Genomic DNA, 19,794 nt, shown 5'->3' on the forward strand with positions numbered 1-19,794 from the left:
TCAGGCGCCCGGCGCCGTGACCGCTTCCTTGGCCGCCTTGTTGAGGCGGATGCCGTACACCAGCTGTCCGATGCCCAGGATGACGAGGCTCACGCCCGCCCAGACCGCCAGGAAGACCAACGAGGAGAGCGGGAAGAGAGCCACCCCCAGACCGGCCAGGATGAACAGCACCCCCACGGTGATGGGCAGTGCCTTGGAACCCGGAGCGGATGCCGCACCCGCCCAGAGCAGGGCGACGCCCTCCAGGACCCATCCGGCCGCAAGGAGCACTGCGACCACCACGAGCGACTCCCCCGGGCGGAAGATCAGCAGCACGCCGGCCAGCACGGTCAGGACGCCGAGGATCCCCGAGAGGACTCGGGCCGACGTCTGGCCGGACGGGATCCGGCCCAGCGTCATCAGCCGGGCGACGCCGGTGGCGAACACATTGATGGCGAAGAACACCGCCAGGACCAGGAGCGACGCCCCGGGCCAGAACCAGATGATCAGGCCCAGGACGATGGAGAGCAGCCCGAGCCCGATCAGCGCCCGGGAGAAGGCCCGGAACCCTTCCGCTGCGGTGCGGCCCCCTGCGAATTCACTCATGGTGTGACTCCTTCTGCTGTCAGGACGTTCCGCCCGGGCGGGGTGCCAGGGGCGGGGGCACCAGGCCGGGGATCGTGTCCCTGCCCGGTGGTGTCTTGGTGGGGATCTCCCGGAGCATCTCCTTGAGGACGCCGATGCCGTGTTCCAGCTGCGGGTCCGTGCCGGCCTTGTGAGCATGGGGCGGGAAGAGGACTTCGATGTCGGGGTCGACGCCGCGGTTCTCCACCCCCCAGCCGATGCCCTGGCCGAAGAAGTGCGAATAGCGCGGCTGCGAGACGGGCGTGCCGTCCACCAGGTCGAAGCGCATGTCGATGCCGACCACGCCGCCCCAGGTCCGCGTGCCGATGACCGGCCCGATGCCGCGCATCTTGACGATCTGCGTGATGATGTCCCCGTCGGATCCGGCGAACTCATCCGTCAGGACCACCACGGGGCCTCGGGAGGCCAGGCGTGGGTACACCACCGGGTATTCGCCACGGGGCATCATCCACGCGTCGACCGTGCGGCCGATCAGCTCCGCGACCAGCTGCGAGGTGTGTCCGCCGCGGTTCCGCCGGACGTCCACCACAAGGGCGTCGCGCAGGGACTCCGTCTCCAGGTCGCGGTGCAGCTGAGCCCAGCCGTGCGCCTGCATGTCCGGGATGTGGATGTAACCGAATCCGCCGCCGGAGGCCTCACGGACCATGCGCCGCTTGGACTGGACCCAGTCCTGGTAGCGCAGTCGCTCCTCCGTGGCCAGGGGCACGACGGCGACCCGCCGGCCCGCCTGCCCGGCCGTCCGGACCGTGAGCTCCACAGGACGTCCGCCGGCGCCGCGGAGCAGCTCGCCCGGAGTCCGGCCTTCCGGACCTCCGAGGGCGACGCCGTCGACCGCCAGCAGCACGTCCCCGGCGCGCACGTCCGCCCCCGGACGGCGCAGCGGTGAGATGGCCTGGGGATCGGAGCTGTCGCCGTCGAGCACGCGGTCCACGGTCCAGCCGGCGTCGCTCAGGCTGAGATCGGCGCCGAGGAACCCCTGACGCCCGCTGCCCTTCTCGCTCGGCTCGGCGGAACGAACGTAGGCGTGGGAGGTGCCCAGCTCGCCATGCAGCTCCCAGAGCAGGTCTACCAGATCGTCATAGCTGCCCACCCGGTCCAGCACCGGCAGATAACGCTCGTACACGGCCTCCCAGTCGAGTCCGCCCATGTCCTCGTCCCAGAAGAAGTCCCGCTGGAGGCGCCAGGCCTCGCGGTACTGCTGGGCCCAGACCTTGCGCGGTTCCAGGAACACCCTGATGCGGTCCAGTTCCAGATCCTCGGGATCCTGTTCCGTCTCGCCGGTGGACACGGTCCGCAGTTTGCCGTCGGCCTGAACCACCGCGGTGGAGCCGTCGCCGGACAGCCTGTAGGACTCCACGTCCTCGGCCACCGTGCGGGTCTTGCCGCTCTGGAGATCGAGCCGGACCAGCGGCGCCTTCGGCGCTTTGTCCGTCACCTTCGCCCGGCCATCGCCGAGCACACCCTTGACCGGAACGTCGAGGTACAGCAGCGCACCCGGAACGGCCGTGAGGTGCTCGTAGTTGCCCTGCTCCACGGGAAGGGAGATCACCCGCTCGGCGAGGCCCGCCGGGTCCACCAGCGTCCGCGCCGGAGCGCCGTCCTTCGTCGAAGAACCGTCCTTGGCATCGGCGGAGCGGGCTTCGGCGATACGGGGACCGAACGGGGCCGCGGTGCTCGCATCCGGGGCCACGAGATACGGCCTGATGGGGTGAGGGAAGGAGAGGTCAAAGCTCTGACCGTCATACACCGGGTCGAAACTCCGGCTCGACAGGAAGGCCAGGAACTTGCCGTCCGTCGTGAAGGCGGGGTGCGAATCGACGAACCGGCCATCCGTGACCTCGAGCACTGAGGAGCCGTCGTCGCGGGACCGCAGACGGATGGACCGTCGCTCGGAATTGCCCGTCACCGCCTGGGACCAGGCGAACCAGGCACTGTCGGGCGACCACGCGAGATGATCCACGGTGCCGGCGCCGGGTGAGGCGACGCTTTCGGTGTCACCCGTCCTGGTGTTCAGCAGGATCACGTCACCGAAGACGGTGCCCATCAGGAGCCATTCCCCGTCGGGGCTCGGCTCGAGGCTCACCACCCGGGCGGGAGGGGTGAATTCGACGGTCCCGGCGCCGGTGCCGGTACCTGCTGCTTCCTCCTCGGAGCCGGGTTCCGTGGACCCGGCGGCGTCCAGGACGCCGTCCTCGCGGTCCTCGGCGTCGACGTGCTCGCGGACCGCGGCCGGAGCCGAGTCCCCCACCACTCCCAGCGCGGACACCGGGCGGGGCAGGCCGTCGTCGACGGCGTCCTCCGGAACATCCGGCTCGGCGGGAGCCGGTGCCGCGATCGTCGCCGGTGTGGCGCCGAAGGCGTCGCTGACCAGGGAGGTCACGAGCAGCGACTCCTCGCCCCCGCGGTCGTGGAGGTAGGCGACGCGCCCGTCCGCGAGGAAGCGCGGCAGGCGGGCCCGCACGGAGCTGTCCGATTCGACGGCGCGCGCCGGGCCTTCCTGGTGACGGAGCCAGTGGAGGGAGCCGTGGCTGACCACCAGGCTGCTCTCGCCCCGGGCGTCCGGCTGGGCTTCCCGGAGGTGCGCGGACACGTCGAGGGGCGTCGACGCCGGACGGACCGAGGCCAGTTCGATGTCCAGGGCCTGGGCCTCGGCGTCCTGGCCGTCCAGGAGGAAGAGCCGGCCGGCGGACTCGACGACGATGCGGCTGCCGTCGCCGGAGGCGTGCCGGACGTAGAAGTCCTCATGGTCCGTGTGACGGCGCAGGTTCTGCCCGTCCGGGGTCACCGAATAGAGGTTGCCGTAGCCCTCGTGGTCGGAGAGGAAGTGGATCCGTCCACCGCTCCACACCGGGTCCGTGAGGTTGCCGTCGAGCTCCGGCACCAGGCGCGTGAACTCCCCGTTGCCGTCCGCGTCGATCCACAGCTTGCCCCCGGTGCCGCCCCGGTACCGCTTCCACCATGCGGGCTCCCGGGACAGCAAGGACGCCAGCACCACGGGCTTCTCATCACCGAGCGCGGGTCCGAAGGCCATGTTCTCGAGTGGTCCGTAACCCAGGGCTTCAGGTGCCCCGCCGTCGAGCGGAACGGCGTAGCCGTGGGCCAGACGGGAGTCACCCTGCTGGAAGGCACTGGTGACCAGCACCCGGCCGTCGGGCAGGAAGCCCTTGTTCCTCGTGGAGGGGTGGCCGAAGTGCGTCAGCTGGCGGAAGTCCCCGCCGTCGAGGAGCGCCGTCACCACTTCCGGCGCGGACCCGCGGGTGACGGTCCAGACCAGGCGCTTGCCGTCCGGGGTGAAGCGCGGGTTCCTGGCCGGCAGGTTCAGCGCGGAGACGCGCCAGGCCTTGCCACCGGTGAGCGGGGCCAGCCAGACGTCATCCTCGGCCACGAACGTGACCAGATCACCATGGATGTGGGGGTACCTCAAATAGCCTTGGTGTGTCATGGTTCGATCCTAACCAGCCCGTCCCGCGCCCTGGGGGACGCCACGGTCAGCCGCGTGGGGCCACGTCGCCGATCCGCCAGCCTCTATCCCGCCGCACGAGCGTGAGGCGCAGCTTCTCGACGCCGGCCGGCCTACTCTCGGCGGCGGCCAGACCGGCGCCCGGGTCTCCGGCGATGAGGTACGACGGCGTCCGGATGGTCACGCTGAGCACCGCACGGTCCGCCGACGCCTCTCCGTCCACGGTAGCCGTGCTGAGCTCAGGCCGATAGCCGTCATAGTGCCGGCGCTCGGCCAGCAATCGCCCGATGAGCGCGCGGTCCCGGTCTCTGAGCACGGTGTCGCTGTACACGGCATCCAGATGGCTGGGGTCCCGGGCGAGGAGAGCCGCAGTCCGCGCCGCGAGGAGATGTCCCGCGGCGGCGACCGCTGCTCGCTGCCCGGCGTCCGATGAGGCGGCGGGCTCTGGGGTGGCCCGGCCCGGCGGCGCCGTCACGAGCGCCTTCACCGGCGACGACGGCGAAGACGGCGAGGACTCCTCGTCCACGGCTCCGCTGACCACGGCCCACCCGAGGGCAGCCGCGCCGAGAAGCGCTGCGAGCAGCACGGTGACAGCTCCGAACAGCCGCTCGTGAGGTGCTCTTCGCGGCTTTCGACCCGCCCGGGGCGCCCTGTTCCTGCGCTTCCAGCGATCACCCGAGCGGCGCCGCGGTCCCGGGCCGTTCCGAGACGGCACCAGCGCGGTCGCCAGTTCGCCATACTCTTCACGGGCGGCGCCTGCGGCGATCTGCACCGGCGCCGCCGGCCCGGTCCGTCGCACGGCCGTGGCGAACTCCCGGGCTCCGGGACGCTCATCCGGGTTCTCCGAGAGCGCTTCTTCGAGGGCGGCGGCCAGATCGGGTGACACACCCGGATGCAGCACCGGAAGGGGCGGACGGCTCCGCGCCGGTCCGGGCGGCGCACCCGTGAGACACCACCACGCGACCGCGGCGAGGGCGTACACGTCGCCCGACGGCCGGGCCTCCTGCACGTCGGGCTCGGCGAAGTCCAGGGTGGCCCGTCGGATGCGCCGCTCCCCCGTGAGACGCGCCTGTCCGAAGTCTGCGAGGAGCGGGATCCCCTCCGCCGAGAACAGGATGTTCCCGGCGGAGACATCGCCGTGGACGATGCCCCTCGCGTGGAGCGCGGACAGGGCCTCGGCCACCGGCACGGTCACGGTGACCACCTCGGCGGCGCTCAGGGTGCCACGTGCCGCCATCAGGCTTCCGACCGAGCCGCCCGAGGCGAAATCCATCAGCACTCCCGCCACCCGGGATACCGTCCCGTCCGGCCTGGGAAGATCGACGGGCACCAGGCCGTGGAGCCGGAGCAGATGCGGGTGCTCCAGGCCTCGGACCCGCCAGCGTTCACCCCGCAACTGTTCGCCCAGCGGCTGTTCACCCGGCAGCTCACGGCGGTCCGGCCCGCCCTGGCCCTGCCCTAGGCGGGGGACCTTCACGACGCGCCGGGCGCCGTCGTCGCCTTCCAGAAGCCAGACGACGCCGGCTGCCCCGGCACCCAAGCGGCGCACCACGCGGTAACCGGGCACCCGGGGCACCGAAGTGATCTCCGTGGCGCCGCCGTCGCCCTTCCGTTCCGCACTCATCACGCCTCCCGCAGTTCCCCTCCGCTGTCCTCACCTACTGTGCCGTGGAATGCGACAGCCCGCAGAAGTTATCCACAGGCGACCGCTACGGCGGCGCGGTAACAATCCCCGGGGCAGTGAGACCTTCACCACAACGGCCTGCCGCCGGGCCCCACAGGTCTAAGCTGATACGCATGACTTTGGAGTTCTCGACCCTGGGACTTGCCCCGGACTACGTCGACTACCTCCAGGGCTGGGACGTGCAGCGCGAACTGCACACCGCGGTCCTGGAAGGTTCCCGTCCGAGCACCGTGCTCCTGCTGGAGCACGCTGCCGTGTACACCGCGGGCAAACGCACCGAAGATCACGAACGGCCCTTCGACGGCACCCCCGTGGTGCCCGTGGACCGTGGTGGCAAGCTGACGTGGCACGGCCCGGGCCAGCTGGTGGCGTACCCGATCATCAAGCTCAAGAACCCGGCCGGGATCCGGGATTACGTGCACCGGCTCGAGGACGTCATCATCGACGTGCTCGCGGATTACGGCATCGCCGCCACCCGGGTGGACGGGCGCGCAGGTGTCTGGATCACCGCCGATGAGAAGGGCCCGGACCGGAAGATCGCCGCGATCGGCATCAGGGTCCATGAAGGCGTCACCATGCACGGCATCGCCATCAACTGCAACAATGACCTAGCCCCCTACGCGCAGATCGTCGCGTGCGGGATTTCGGATGCCGGGGTGACCACCATCGCTCTGGAGACCGGACGGAACATCTCGCCTGCTGACCTTGTTGAGCGAGTGATGGAAGAGTTCCGCAAGCACGAGAGCGAACTCGTCGCCGTGGAAGAAGGAGCAGTCAAGTGACTCTTGTCCCCGAAGGCCGTAAACTCCTGCGGATCGAACAACGCAACGCCGCGACCCCCGTGGAACGCAAACCCGACTGGATCAAAGCGAAAGTCCAGATGGGACCCGAATTCGTCGGCCTGAAGAACCTCGTCAAAAAAGAAGGCCTGCACACCGTCTGCGAAGAAGCCGGCTGCCCCAACATCTTCGAATGCTGGGAAGACAAAGAAGCAACCTTCCTCATCGGCGGCTCCGAATGCACCCGCCGCTGCGACTTCTGCCAGATCGACACCGGCAAACCCTCCCCCCTGGACCGGCTCGAACCCACCAAAGTCGCCCGCTCCGTCCAATCCATGAACCTGCGCTACGCCACCGTCACCGGCGTCGCCCGCGACGACCTCGAAGACGAAGGCGTCTGGCTCTACGCCGAAACCGTCCGCAAAATCCACGAACTCAACCCCGGCACCGGCGTCGAACTGCTCATCCCCGACTTCTCCGGCAAACCCGACCACATCCAAGCCATCTGCGACTCCGCCCCGGAAGTGTTCGCCCACAACGTCGAAACCGTCCCCCGCATCTTCAAACGCATCCGCCCCGCCTTCCGCTACGAACGCTCCCTGGACGTCATCACCCAAGGCCGCACCCACGGCATGGTCACCAAATCCAACCTCATCCTCGGCATGGGCGAAACCCGCCAAGAAATCTCAGAGGCCCTCCAGGACCTTCACGAGGCCGGCTGCGACCTGATCACCATCACCCAGTACCTGCGACCCTCCGAACGGCACCTGCCCGTGGACCGCTGGGTCAAACCCCAGGAATTCGTCGACCTCGCCGAGGAAGCAGAACAGATCGGCTTCCTCGGCGTCATGTCCGGACCCCTGGTCCGCTCCTCCTACCGCGCCGGACGCCTCTGGGCCACCGCCATGCGCAAAAAAGGCCGCGACATCCCCGAAAACCTCGCCCACATCGCAAAAGGCATCCAAGACTCCGGCACCACCCGCCAAGAAGCCCGCACCCTCATCGCCACCCAAGCCTGAGGTCCGGCGGCTTCCCACGCCGACGGCGGCACACGGCATTCCCCGTGCGCCGCCGTCGGCGTTTCAGTACGCCCTCTCTGCTGGCTAGAATGGAGACACTATGGCTAAATCCACCGATTCCACCGTCACGAACGACGACGGCTCCACCAAGCGCGGCCTCTTCAATCGCAAGCCCCGGGCCAAGAAGAAAGGGCCCAGCCGGCTGAAGCAGATCGGCGAGGTCTTCACCATGACCCGCCGCCACGACCCCCTGGTCGTCTGGCTGATGCTGCTGGCCTTCCTCGTGGTGGTCGGCCTCGGCGTCGGAATCGGCGCCCTGTTCAACAACTGGATCACCGGTCTGATCCTGGGCATCATGCTCGGTCTGCTGGCCGCGACCTTCATCCTGTCGCGCCGCGCCGAGCGCGCGGCGTTCGCGCAGATCGAGGGTCAGCCCGGCGCCGTGGGAGCCGCCCTCGGCACCCTGCGCCGTGGCTGGATCGTCGAGCAGCAGCCAGTCGCCGCGAACCCGCGCACGCAGGACTTCGTGTTCCGCACCGTGGGGCGTGCCGGCGTCGTGCTCGTGACCGAGGGGCCGCAGAGCCGCGTCCGCACCCTGGCAGACGGGGAGCGCAAGCGCCTGTCCCGCATCCTGCCGAATGTCCCGATCCACGTGATCTACGCGGGCAAAGAAGAGGGACAGGTCCCGATCGCGAAGGTCGGCGGCGCGCTGCGCAAGCTCAAGCCCACGCTCACCAAGGTGGAGGTGAGCGCCGTGTCCAAGCGCATCGCCTCCCTGGGCACCAAGCTCCCGATCCCGAAGGGCATCGACCCGTACAAGGCCCGCCCGGACCGTCGCGCGATGCGTGGCCGCTGAGCCCGAACGCCGACCGGCCGCCGTCGTTCTCCTGAGATGGAGACGACGGCGGCCGGTTCCGTTTAAGGGCGGCTCACCGGCGCCCTTCTGAGTCAGTCGGGCAGTCCCCCGATGTCGCCGCCGGCGGCCAGGCCGGCCTGGATCTTCCGACGGTGCGCCTGTTCCCAGTCGTCCAGGGACTGGCCGGCCTCCGCGGTCTCGCGCTCTTCAGCGGCGCGGAGAAGGTCTGGGGCGTGGGCCGCTTCCAGCACCACGATCCCTTCCTCATCCGCCACGACGACGTCCCCCGTGCGGACGGTCACGCCGCCCACCACGGTGTCACCCTGAGGCAGCACGACGTTCTTGCCACCCGGCTTCGGGAACACGCCGCGGGCGAACACCGGGAAGCTCATGTCGCGCACCTCCTCCAGGTCGCGGATGTACCCGTCGACGACGAACGCTGCGATCCCGCGCTGCTGGGCGACAGCGCAGACATTGCCACCGGCGACCGCGAGGCGGGTGCCGCCGGAGTCGACGACGATGACGGAGCCCGGCTCCGCACGGTAGATCGCAGTGTGCATCATGAGGTTGTCGCCGGGCGCACAGCGCACGGCGTGGACGGGGCCACTGACGCGGGGCATCCCGTCCCACAAGGGCCGTATGGCAGGATCCAGGATCCGGTCCTCTCCCACCAGGTCCGCCAGGGACGTGGGTGAGACGTCAGGGATGCTGTCACTCATGGGGTGCTCTCCTCGGAATCATCGGGGACGGGCAGGCGGGTTGATCCGCCGGCCGGCAGCTCAGCGCAGGCCAGATCAGCGGAGGACCAAGACGGTCTTCATCGCCTTGTCGTGCAGACCACGCTGATCGGGGTCGAAGATGATGGCGGGGATCACGAGGCAGAGGAGGGCGGCCCGCACCAGGGCCGCTGGAATGCCCGCGGGGGAACCGTCCAGTCGCACCACGTGGATGTTGGAGACGCGGTGACCGATGCTGTACCCCAGCGTTCCGACGAGAACGGCCTGTTCCGCGAAGAAGACGGCCAGGGTCGCCCAGGAATTGCCGTCGAAGAAGAAGTTGCTGATCAGCAGGCACAGTGCCCAGTCGATGCAGATCGCCAGGATTCTCCGGCCGGCGCGGGCCAGCGAGCCCGGCCCGGCCTCCGGCAGTCCCAGCCGCTCCCCCGGGTACTTGCTGATGTGCGTCGTGTCGGGGCCTTCCAGCCAGGAACCTAGATCTCGTCGAGTCACCACTCCTTAAGGGTATCCGCTGGCACCGGTCCGCAGCGGCCCCGGACCTTTGCCGCCGGTCTGTCCGCATCGCGGAGAGCCTGCCCGTGATGGGCGGCACTGTCGGTAGAGTGAGGAAGGTACGACCGGGAGCCACCGGCCCCCAGCGACCACCCGTCACATCTCCGTTGTAACCTCCCGGAAACAATGCAGACATTAGCGGGTAATGCCCGCCGCCTAGGCTGTTCACCAGTAGATGGCACGGCGATCCGCTGGGTGAAGCCTGGCCGAAACCCGGTGCCGTCGCCTTCAGGCCACCGGCCCAATTCTGTTAGGAGCATGCATGTTCACCAGTGCGGACGAAGTCCTCAAGTTCATCAAGGATGAGGACGTCAAGTTCGTCGACATCCGTTTCACCGATCTTCCGGGCGTGCAGCAGCACTTCAACGTTCCCGCCAAGACGGTCGACGCGGACTTCTTCGTCAACGGCCAGCTCTTCGACGGTTCCTCCATCCGCGGTTTCCAGGGCATCGCTGAATCCGATATGCAGCTCATCCCCGATGTGACCTCCGCGTTCATCGACACCTTCCGCATCGAGAAGACCCTGGCGCTGAACTTCTCCATCGTGAACCCGCGCACCGGCGAGCCGTACCACCGCGACCCCCGTGGCGTGGCCGAGAAGGCCGAGGCCTACCTGGCCTCCACCGGCATCGCCGACACAGCGTTCTTCGCCCCCGAGGCCGAGTTCTTCGTCTTCGACAACGTCCAGTACCAGTCCTCCCCGCAGGGCAGCTTCTACAAGATCGATTCCGAGGAAGCCCACTGGAACTCCGGTCGTGAAGAAGAGGGCGGCAACCTCGGCTACAAGACCCCGGTCAAGGGCGGCTACTTCCCCGTGGCGCCGACCGACAAGCAGGCCGACCTCCGCGACGCCATGTGCGTCGAGCTGGACAAGGCGGGCCTTGAGGTCGAGCGTTCGCACCACGAGGTCGGTTCCGCCGGTCAGGCCGAGATCAACTACAAGTTCACCACGCTGACCGCGGCTGCCGATGACCTGCAGAAGTTCAAGTACGTCATCAAGAACACCGCCGATGCCTGGGGCAAGTCCGTCACCTTCATGCCGAAGCCGGTCTTCGGTGACAACGGCTCGGGCATGCACTGCCACCAGTCGCTGTGGGCCGACGGCTCCCCGCTGTTCTACGACGAGAAGGGCTACGCCGGCCTGTCCGACACCGCCCGTTGGTACATCGGCGGCCTGCTGAAGCACGCCTCCGCAGTGCTCGCCTTCACCAACCCGACGGTGAACTCCTACCGCCGCCTGGTCAAGGGCTACGAGGCTCCGGTCAACATGGTCTACTCGCAGGGCAACCGCTCCGCCGGTATCCGCATCCCGGTCACGGGTTCCAACCCGAAGGCCAAGCGCATCGAGTTCCGCGCACCGGATCCCTCCTCCAACCCGTACCTGGCGTTCGCCGCTCAGCTGATGGCCGGCATCGACGGCATCCGCAACCGCATCGAGCCGCCGGCGCCGATCGACAAGGACCTCTACGAGCTGCCCGCAGAGGAGGCTCGCGACATCCCCAAGGCTCCGGGTTCCCTGGAAGAGGCCCTGGAAGCCCTCGAGGCCGACAACGAGTTCCTGCAGGCCGGTGGCGTGTTCACCCAGGACCTGATCGACACCTGGATCGCCTACAAGCGTGAGAACGAGATCCTCCCGCTGTCGCTGCGCCCGAACCCGTACGAGTTCGAGCTGTACTACGGCGTCTAGCAGTCTGAGGAGGACGGTCGCGGCCCAGGCCGTGTGAGCCGCCGCCTCGACTGCACACAGGAAAGGCCCCCGGAGCAACGCTCCGGGGGCCTTTCCCGTTTCCCGTTCCCGAGCCTCGGCCCGGCCGCCTACCGCGTCTCCTCCTCCACCGCCGGCTGCCCATGGAGACCCTGCGACTCCTCCAGCATCCGGCCGAGCCGGGCCACCTCGGCGTGCAGCCGGTCCAGCTGGCCCCTCAGGTCCGCGTCGGCCTGCTCGACGGCGACCGTCGCCGTCGCCGAGACCCGCTCGACCAGCCACGAGCCGATCGACGCGGTGACGACGCCGAGGACCGCGATTCCCGAGACCATGAGCGCCGCGGCCACGGCCCGGCCGATGAGGGTGACCGGGTAGTGGTCCCCGTACCCGACAGTGCTGATGGTGGTGAGTGACCACCACACGGCGTCACCGAACGTGACGATGTTCGCGCCCTCGGCGTGCTGCTCGGCGTCGAGCACCGCGAGAGAGGCACAGTAGGTCAGGAAGACGGCCGACACCGCGACGAACGTGACGATCCGGCCCCGCAGCGCCTTGCCCGCCGTGCCGTACAGCACCCGGAGCAGCGTGACGAGACGCAGGAGGCGCAAAGGCCGCAGCACCGGCAGCACGACCATCGCCAGGTCGGGCAGATGGGTGGCCAGCCAGCGCCAGCGCTGGGGCGCCAGAAACAGCCGCGCCACATAGTCCACGGTGAACGCACCCCACGTGATCCACTGGATCAACTCGAGTGCCTGAGCCTGGCGTTCCGAGACGTCGCCGATCACCTGCACCGAGTACGCGGCCAGGAACACGAGCGCCGCCGCCATGAGCGGCCATTCCGTGGCCTGCCGCCACCGTTCCGATGTCATGGAGAAAGACTATTCGCAGCACGCCGGTCGCGGGAGGTCTCAGGCCTGATGCGGGGACACCCGGTCTTGCTAGGCTCGGATCATGGCCGAACTCAGCCCGGAAAGCATCGAATACTTCCGCACACTCCCCCGCCGCCGCGTCGCCGCGGGACTGGTGATCCGCGACGCCGACGGGAGGGTCCTCGCCGTCGAGCCCAACTACAAAGACGGCTGGCTCCTGCCCGGTGGCACGGTGGACGCCGGTGAGGCGCCCCGTGCGGCCGCCCGCCGCGAGGGCCGTGAGGAGCTGGGCCTGGACATCCAGCCCGGTGCGCTGCTCATCATCGGGCACTCCGCCTTCCCCGACCCCGTGGGCGATGGGCTGAACTTCCTCTACGACGGCGGCGTCCTGCCCGACGGCGCCGAGATCACGCTCCAGGAGGAGGAACTCCTGAGCTGGCGGTTCGTCGCCGAGCAGGACCTCCCCGAATACTTCGGCGTGCACGGCGCCCTGCACGTCTCCTCCGCCCTGCGGGCTCTCCGCGAGGAACGGGTCATCGAACTCCAGGACCGCGAAGAGATCCTCTGACCCTCTCGCGCCGGGGCACGGCACTAAGCCGACACCACCGGAACGACGACGGCGGCCGCTTCCCTGCGCAGGGAAGCGCCCGCCGTCGTCGTTCAGCAGGTCCGCACGGCTCGCGCGCGGACGGCCACGGCTCAGATGTCCACGGCTCAGAGGACCTTCGAGAGGAAGTCCTTGGTCCGCTGCTGCTGAGGATTGCCGAAGAGCTCGTCGGGGGTGCCCTGCTCACAGATGTAGCCGTCCGCCATGAAGATCACGCGGTCGGCCACTTCGCGGGCGAAGCCCATCTCATGGGTGACCATGACCATCGTCATGCCCTCGGCCGCCAGGTCCTTGATGACCTGCAGGACCTCGCCGACCATCTCAGGGTCCAGCGCCGAGGTGGCCTCGTCGAAGAGCATGATGTCCGGGCTCATGGCCAGCGCGCGGGCGATCGCCACACGCTGCTTCTGTCCGCCCGAGAGGGACACCGGACGGGCGTCGGCCTTGGCCTCCAGTCCCACCCGGGCCAGGAGCTCCAGGCCACGGGTCCGTGCCGCCGCCTTGTCCAGCTTCCCGGTCTCCACGGGGGCCAGCATGATGTTCTCGATCACCGTCATGTGCGGGAACAGGTTGAAGTGCTGGAACACCATGCCGATCTGGCGGCGGACCTGGTTGATGTCCACGTTCGCGCCGGTCAGGTCGTAACCGTTGACCTGGACCTTGCCGCCGGAGATGTCCTCCAGCTTGTTGAGGCAGCGCAGGAAGGTGGACTTGCCCGAGCCCGAGGGGCCGATGACCGCCACCACCTCGCCCTCGTGGATGACAGCGTCGATGCCCTTGAGGACCTCGTTGCTGCCGAAGGACTTCTTCAGGCCCGTGACCGTGACCTTCTCGGCCCGGTCGTCACGGACCGTCTCTGCACCCGTGCTCATTTGTTGAACTTCCTGTCCGCGTAGTTGGCCAGTTGTGTCAGGAGCATGATCACCACGAAGTACAGCGCCGCCACGATCACCAGGGTCTCGGTGATACGGAAGTTGCCCGCGTAGATCTGCTGGCCCTGGTACAGCAGCTCGGCGAAGCCGATGGCCAGGAGCAAGGACGAATCCTTCAGCATGATGATCAGCTGATTGATCAGGGACGGTGTCATGAGCTTGAACGCCTGTGGCACCACGACCTTCTGCATCGACTTGCCGTAGCCCATGCCGAGGCTCCGGGCCGCTTCCAGCTGACCCGGGTCCACCGACTGCACGGCGCCGCGCACGATCTCGGTGATGTAGGCGCCCGAGTTGAGGCTCAGCGTCAGCACACCGGCCACCCAGATGTTGATGGGCTGCCCGGTGAGCTGTGGGATGCCGAAGTAGAAGAAGAACGCCCAGACCAGCAGGGGCGTGCCACGGAAGACGTTGACGAAGGTGGTCGCGACACCGCGCGCCACCACGTTCCGGGAGATCTTCAGGAAGCCGAAGAACAAGCCCAGGACCATCGCCACCGCGAAGGAGATGATGGTGACGAGCACCGTGTTGCGCAGGCCGCTCATGAGCGCCGGGAAGCTCTGCACCAGCAGATCCCAGAAGCTGCTCGTCGCGGCGGCTTCCGGAGCCTTGAGGTACTTGTCGAGGAGCTTCTGGTACTCGCCGTCGGCCTTCATCTCGGAGAGGCCCTTGTTGAACGCCGCGAGCAGTTCGGGGTTCTTGCCCTTGTTGACGGCGAAGCCGTAGCTGCCGCCCGGGATCTTGTCGGTCACGGTCTTGAGGCCGTTGTTCTGGCTGGTGCCGTAGGCCAGGACCGGGTAGTCGTCGAAGACACCCACGGCGTTGCCGGACTTCACCAGTTCGTACATGGTCGCGGACTGGTCCAGGGACTTCACCGTGAAGCCGTACTTGCCGGACAGCTCCTTAGCGGCGGTCTCACCCTCGGAGCCGGTCTTGGCGGTGACCGTCTTGCCCTTGAGGTCCTCGTAGCCCTTGATGTCCGTGTTGTTCTTGGCCACGGCCATCTGCACGCCGGATTCGAAGTACGGGTCGGAGAAGTCGTAGACCTGCTTGCGCTTGTCCGTGATCGACATGCCGGCGATCACGCCGTCCACCTGGTTGGAGGACAGCGCCTGGAGTGCGGCGTTGAAGCCGAGCGACTTGATCTCGACTTCGAATCCGCCGCGCTTGGCGATGTCACGGATGAGATCCATGTCGATGCCGGTCAGTTCGCCGGAAGGGTCCCGGAACTCGAACGGCGCGAACGTGGTGTCCGTGCCGATGACGAACTTCTTGCCGCTCACCTCGTGCGGTGCGGCGGCGGAGGCGGCGGGCATGGCGAGCCCGACGACGGCGAGGCACGCCGTCAGCACGGCCACCCCGGCGCGAGCCAGGACGGTCAGTCCCGCGCGGGCAGGCATCCCGGCGCGGCTGCGCCGGGCTCCTCCTCCGTCTTTCTGCCGCGAGGTCTCCCACGGTTGTCGATTCATCCCTTGATCCTTTCGTCGCGGGCAGAGCGCTCAGCGCTGCCCGTAGAACTCCCGGTCGAAGACTGCGCGAGCACGTCGCGTCAGCCGCAGGTACTGCTCCTCGAATTCGGCAGCGTGGGAAGCCGGGTGCCCGCACCAGCGGGACACGGCTTCGAGGTCCCGCCGTGCGGACGGCAGGAGGTCTGAGGCCCTTCCGGACCAGATCACGTTGGCGCTGCGGACCCGGCTCGCCAGCCGCCACGCGTCCGCCAGCAGAGCCGCGTCCTCCTCGGCCATCAGTCCGAGCCGCGTGAGCTCCGCCAGCGCCTCCATGGTGGACGTGGTCCGAAGGCCCGGATGCTGATGGGCGTGCTCCAGCTGGCGCAGCTGGACGAGCCATTCCACATCGCTCAGGCCACCACGGCCGAGCTTGACGTGGCGGGACGGGTCGGCTCCCCGCGGCAGCCGTTCCGTCTCCACGCGGGCCTTGATCCGCCGGATCTCCCGCTCGTCCTGGGGCGAGAGGTGCTCCGGGTACCGGATGGGGTCGATCAGTTCGAGGAACGCCTCTGCCAGGCCGTCGTCGCCGGCGATCGGTCGGGCCCGGAGCAGGGCCTGGGCCTCCCAGACGAGCGACCAGCGCTCGTAGTAGACGCGGAACGCCTCGAGCGACCGGACCATGGGCCCGTTCTTTCCTTCGGGCCGCAGGTCCGCGTCGAGGGAGAGGACCCGCTCCGCCAGGATGGCCGGCTTAAGCGGCTGCGTGAGCAGGCTGGAGATCTGTCCCACGATCTGCAGTGCTTGTTTCTGGGCGTCCTCCTCGGACACCCCGGGCAGCGCTTGATGCACGTAGAGAACGTCGGCGTCCGAGCCGTAGCCGATCTCACGGCCGCCCTGCCGGCCCATCGCCACCACGAGCACGCGGGTCAGCAGCCCGCCCTGGGCCTCCGCCTGGCGTTCAGCCACGTGCAGTGCGCCGAGGATGGCGGCGCGGTCCGCGTCGGACAGAGCCTGGGAGACTCCGTCCTGGTCGAGGATGCCCGCGGCGTCGGCGATGGCAGTGCGGAGGATCTCCCGGCGGCGGATCAGCCGGATGAGCCGCATGGCGCTCGACGGGTCCTGATGCCGGGCCATCTTGGACCGGATCTCCTGCCACTGCGTCTCGAAGGGCACCGGGGCCAGTTCCTTGTTGTTGCCCAGCCAGGCCACGGACTCCGGGGACACCTCGAGCAGGTCCGCGATGAGCCGTGAGTCCGACAGGACATGACACAGCCGCTCGGCAGCCGCCTGGGAGTCCCGCAGGAGACCCAGGTACCAGTGGGTCGCTCCGAGCGCCTCGCTGACCCGGCGGAAGGCCAGCAGGCCGGCGTCGGGGTCCAGGCCTTCGGCGAGCCAGCCCAGCAAGACCGGCAGAAGCTGGCGCTGCAGTGCCGCCCGGCGGCTGACGCCGCTGGTCAGCGCCGCGATGTGGCGCATGGCGCCCTCGGGGTCCCGGTAGCCGAGCGCCGCGAGGCGGGCGGACGCGGCTTCCGGGCTGAGGCGAGCCTCGTCAGAGCTGAGGGAGGCGGCCGTGCCGAGGAGCGGACGGTAGAAGATCTGTTCGTGCAGCTCGCGCACGCGCCGCTTGGTCTTCTGCCAGGACGTCAGGAGGCTGTCCGCCGTCGGGCGGACCGTGCTCAGCGAGCCTTCGACGGCGCGCGCCAGCGCCCGCAGCTCGTCCTCCTTCTCCGGCATGAGGTGCGTGCGGCGCATCTGCACCATCTGGATGCGGTGCTCGATCACGCGCAGCTGCCGGTACGCCCGGTCGAACTCCGAGGCGTCGGCGCGGCCGATGTATCCGCCATGGGAAAGAGCTGCGATGGCCGACGTCGTGTCCCGGACCCTGAGAGCCGGATCTGCCTTGCCGTGCACCAGCTGGAGCAGCTGAACCGTGAACTCCACGTCGCGGAGTCCTCCGGGGCCGAGCTTGATCTGGCGCGCCAGTTCGGACGCAGGGATGTTGTCCGTGACCCTGCGGCGCATGGCCTGCACCGATTCGACAAACCCCTCGCGGCCCGCGGAGGACCAGACCAGCGGCTCCACCATCTCGTGATAGCGGCGGCCCAGTTCGGGATCCCCTGCCATGGCACGGGCCTTCAGGAGCGCCTGGAACTCCCAGCTCTCCGCCCACCGGGCGTAATACTGCCGGTGCGATTCCAGGGTGCGGACGAGCGGCCCGTCCTTGCCTTCGGGCCTGAGGTTGGCGTCCACCTCCCAGAGCCCGGGTTCGCGCCCGGGATGGGAGATGATCCGGGCGAGGGCGCCTGCGAGGAACGTCCCGATCTCCACGGCGCGGACCTCGTCCAGCCCGTCGGAATCCAGGACATAGATGACGTCGACGTCGGAGATGTAGTTGAGCTCGCGGGCGCCGCACTTGCCCATGCCCACGATCGCCAGACGGACGGCGTCGACCTCGAGCGGTGAGAACTTGGCGCCTGCCTCGGCCCGTGCCACGGCCAGGGCGGCGTCCAGAGCGGCGGCTGCCAGATCCGCGAGTTCGGCCCCCACCTGGGGCATGTAGTCCCGGGGATCCGCAGCTCCGAGATCCCGGATCGCCAGTTCGGTCAGGTGCCGGCGGTAGCGCACCCGCAAGGCGCTCTGGCCCTCTTCGCCGGTCAGGCCCGCGACCGGCGTCACCGCCCGGGGGTCCGCGCCCACCGAGGCCAGGAGGGAGGCACGCAGTTCCTCACCCGGGACCCGGGCCGGCTCGGGGCTGACCCGGGTTTCCAGAAGGCTCTGCTCCTCGGGGTTCCGGAGCAGGAAATCGGCCAGCGCCACGGAACTGCCGAGGAGGCGGTACATCGCCTCGGCGTCCTCCGGGTCTCCCCGCAGAAGGCGCCCCACCGTGCCCTGAGCGGCCTTCTCCTTCTCGAGGAGGCGGACGAGTGACAACAGCGCCTCGTCCGGATTGGCGGACTGGACGAGACCGGCGAACAACAGGTCCCGGTCCACTCCGTCCAGCTCGGGAGCGCCGAGGAAACGCTCGGCCCGTTCAACGTCACTGAAACCCGCCGCGATGAGACGGCGGGCGACACTCATCGCCACAGCGTTAGAGGATCCCCAGGTTGCGCTGGAGTTCGTACGGCGTGACCTGCAGGCGGTAATCGCTCCACTCGGCGCGCTTGTTCCTCAGGAAGTGCTGGAACACCTGTTCCCCGAGGATCTCCGCCATGAACTCCGAGTTCTCCATGGCGTTGATGGCGTCGTGCAGGCTCGCCGGCAGAGGGTCGTGGCCGAGGGCCCTGCGCTCCGCCGTGGACAGCGAGGCGATGTCGTCCTCGGACGGCGGCGCCAGGTCGTAGCCTTCCTCGATGCCCTTCAGACCGGCGCCGAGCAGCGCCGCATAGGCGAGGTAAGGATTGGCCGCGGAATCGATCCCGCGGTACTCGACGCGTGCGGAGTTCCCCTTGCCCGGCTTGTACAGCGGAACCCGGACCAGGGCGGAGCGGTTGTTGTGACCCCAGGACACGTAACTGGGCGCCTCTCCCCCGCCCCACAGGCGCTTGTAGGAGTTCACGAACTGGTTGGTGATCGCCGTGAATTCCGGCGCGTGCCGCAGGACACCGGCGATGAACTGCCGGGCCGTGCGGGACAGTTCGTATTCGGCGCCCGCTTCGTGGAAGGCGTTCGTGTCACCCTCGAACAGCGAGAAGTGGGTGTGCATCCCGGAACCGGGGTGCTGCGTGAACGGCTTCGGCATGAACGTGGCGTAGCTGCCCTGCTGGAGCGCCACCTCTTTGATGATGGTGCGGAACGTCATGATGTTGTCCGCGGTCTGGAGGGCGTCCGCATAGCGCAGGTCGATCTCGTTCTGGCCCGGGCCCGCCTCGTGGTGGCTGAACTCCACGGAGATGCCCACCGACTCCAGCATGGTCACCGCGGTGCGGCGGAAGTCCTGGGCCACGCCACCGGGGACGTGGTCGAAGTAGCCGCCCTCATCCACGGGGACCGGAAGACCGTCCGGACCCGGCTTGTCCGACTTGAGCAGGTAGAACTCGATCTCCGGGTGGGTGTAGCAGGTGAAGCCCATGTCCGCGGCCTTGGCGAGGGTCCGCTTCAGGACGTTGCGGGGATCCGCGGCGCTGGCCTGACCGTCCGGAGTGAGGATGTCGCAGAACATGCGGCTGGTCTGCTCGGTCTCTCCACGCCACGGCAGAATCTGGAACGTGGAAGGGTCCGGCTGGGCGAGCATGTCGGACTCGTACACTCGGGCGAGGCCCTCGATCGACGAACCGTCGAAGCCGAGGCCCTCGGCGAACGCGCCTTCCACCTCCGCGGGGGCCAGCGCCACGGACTTGAGGGAGCCCACCACGTCCGTGAACCAGAGCCGGACGAACCGGACGTCGCGCTCCTCAATCGTCCGGAGCACGAATTCCTGTTGGCGGTCCATGCTGCCCTCACTTCCCTCTGGATCCCGGCGCCGGCCGGGGCTGTACTGTGCTGCATGCAACTCTACCCAGGCCAGGGGCTCTGTGGGCCGTCA

15 protein-coding genes are annotated in these 19,794 nt (G+C 68.6%); 5 read left to right on the top strand and 10 right to left on the bottom strand.

Annotated elements, in window-relative coordinates; translation table 11 throughout:
* From AB6732_RS07875 to AB6732_RS07885, 3 genes are read right to left on the bottom strand one after another with little or no spacing between them, the layout of a single operon-like run.
* Positions 1 to 585 carry an HdeD family acid-resistance protein gene (locus AB6732_RS07875; RefSeq protein ID WP_370959405.1) on the bottom strand — a complete coding sequence of 195 codons (585 nt, stop codon included), beginning with the start codon at positions 583 to 585 and terminating at the stop codon, positions 1 to 3.
* A 19-nt stretch (positions 586 to 604) separates the two neighbouring features.
* The gene (locus AB6732_RS07880; RefSeq protein WP_370959406.1) at positions 605 to 4,066 is read right to left on the bottom strand and encodes a S41 family peptidase; all 3,462 of its coding nucleotides are present in this window, start codon (positions 4,064 to 4,066) and stop codon (positions 605 to 607) included.
* A 46-nt stretch (positions 4,067 to 4,112) separates the two neighbouring features.
* On the bottom strand, positions 4,113 to 5,708 hold the full coding sequence (locus AB6732_RS07885) for a serine/threonine-protein kinase (protein WP_370959407.1): 1,596 nt from the start codon (positions 5,706 to 5,708) through the stop codon (positions 4,113 to 4,115).
* 173 nt (positions 5,709 to 5,881) lie between these two features.
* On the opposite strand from AB6732_RS07885, the gene lipB reads away from it, so the two are divergent.
* The 3 genes from lipB to AB6732_RS07900 all read left to right on the top strand — a co-directional run bounded on the left by lipB (position 5,882) and on the right by AB6732_RS07900 (position 8,422).
* On the top strand, positions 5,882 to 6,550 hold the full coding sequence (gene lipB, locus AB6732_RS07890; protein WP_370959408.1) for a lipoyl(octanoyl) transferase LipB: 669 nt from the start codon (positions 5,882 to 5,884) through the stop codon (positions 6,548 to 6,550).
* Entirely contained in the window at positions 6,547 to 7,566 is a 1,020-nt protein-coding gene (gene lipA, locus AB6732_RS07895; protein WP_370959409.1) for a lipoyl synthase, read from the top strand. The genes lipB and lipA overlap by 4 nt, the downstream gene beginning before the upstream one ends.
* A gap of 100 nt (positions 7,567 to 7,666) precedes the next feature.
* Positions 7,667 to 8,422, top strand: a complete 756-nt coding sequence (locus AB6732_RS07900; protein ID WP_066215410.1) for a DUF4191 domain-containing protein — start codon at positions 7,667 to 7,669, stop codon at positions 8,420 to 8,422.
* A gap of 92 nt (positions 8,423 to 8,514) precedes the next feature.
* Here AB6732_RS07900 and AB6732_RS07905 read toward each other — a convergent pair whose 3' ends face one another.
* Both AB6732_RS07905 and AB6732_RS07910 read right to left on the bottom strand, forming a co-directional pair.
* The gene (locus AB6732_RS07905) at positions 8,515 to 9,141 is read right to left on the bottom strand and encodes an RraA family protein (RefSeq protein WP_370959410.1); all 627 of its coding nucleotides are present in this window, start codon (positions 9,139 to 9,141) and stop codon (positions 8,515 to 8,517) included.
* Positions 9,142 to 9,216: 75 nt separating this feature from the next.
* Positions 9,217 to 9,654 carry an RDD family protein gene (locus tag AB6732_RS07910; protein ID WP_370959411.1) on the bottom strand — a complete coding sequence of 146 codons (438 nt, stop codon included), beginning with the start codon at positions 9,652 to 9,654 and terminating at the stop codon, positions 9,217 to 9,219.
* A gap of 319 nt (positions 9,655 to 9,973) precedes the next feature.
* On the opposite strand from AB6732_RS07910, the gene glnA (AB6732_RS07915) reads away from it, so the two are divergent.
* A complete protein-coding gene (gene glnA, locus AB6732_RS07915) occupies positions 9,974 to 11,398 on the top strand; it encodes a type I glutamate--ammonia ligase (RefSeq protein ID WP_370959412.1) in 1,425 nt (474 codons plus the stop codon).
* A 128-nt stretch (positions 11,399 to 11,526) separates the two neighbouring features.
* On the opposite strand, the gene AB6732_RS07920 is transcribed toward glnA (AB6732_RS07915), so the two are convergent.
* A complete protein-coding gene (locus AB6732_RS07920; protein WP_370959413.1) occupies positions 11,527 to 12,285 on the bottom strand; it encodes a potassium channel family protein in 759 nt (252 codons plus the stop codon).
* Between the two features lie 82 nt (positions 12,286 to 12,367).
* On the opposite strand from AB6732_RS07920, the gene AB6732_RS07925 reads away from it, so the two are divergent.
* The gene (locus AB6732_RS07925; protein WP_287901118.1) at positions 12,368 to 12,853 is read left to right on the top strand and encodes an NUDIX hydrolase; all 486 of its coding nucleotides are present in this window, start codon (positions 12,368 to 12,370) and stop codon (positions 12,851 to 12,853) included.
* Positions 12,854 to 12,999: 146 nt separating this feature from the next.
* Here the strand turns inward: AB6732_RS07925 and AB6732_RS07930 are convergent, their stop codons facing one another.
* The 4 genes from AB6732_RS07930 to glnA (AB6732_RS07945) all read right to left on the bottom strand — a co-directional run bounded on the left by AB6732_RS07930 (position 13,000) and on the right by glnA (AB6732_RS07945) (position 19,701).
* A complete protein-coding gene (locus AB6732_RS07930; protein ID WP_370959414.1) occupies positions 13,000 to 13,764 on the bottom strand; it encodes an amino acid ABC transporter ATP-binding protein in 765 nt (254 codons plus the stop codon).
* Positions 13,761 to 15,140: an amino acid ABC transporter substrate-binding protein/permease gene (locus AB6732_RS07935; protein WP_370959620.1), complete on the bottom strand. Its 1,380-nt coding sequence runs from the start codon at positions 15,138 to 15,140 to the stop codon at positions 13,761 to 13,763. The genes AB6732_RS07930 and AB6732_RS07935 overlap by 4 nt, the downstream gene beginning before the upstream one ends.
* Positions 15,141 to 15,323: 183 nt before the next feature.
* Positions 15,324 to 18,350 carry a bifunctional [glutamine synthetase] adenylyltransferase/[glutamine synthetase]-adenylyl-L-tyrosine phosphorylase gene (locus tag AB6732_RS07940; RefSeq protein WP_370959415.1) on the bottom strand — a complete coding sequence of 1,009 codons (3,027 nt, stop codon included), beginning with the start codon at positions 18,348 to 18,350 and terminating at the stop codon, positions 15,324 to 15,326.
* A 10-nt stretch (positions 18,351 to 18,360) separates the two neighbouring features.
* Entirely contained in the window at positions 18,361 to 19,701 is a 1,341-nt protein-coding gene (gene glnA / locus AB6732_RS07945; RefSeq protein ID WP_370959416.1) for a type I glutamate--ammonia ligase, read from the bottom strand.
* Between the last annotated feature and the right edge of the window lie 93 nt (positions 19,702 to 19,794).

The sequence above is a fragment of the Arthrobacter sp. RCC_34 genome, assembly GCF_041360795.1.
Taxonomy (GTDB): domain Bacteria; phylum Actinomycetota; class Actinomycetes; order Actinomycetales; family Micrococcaceae; genus Arthrobacter_E.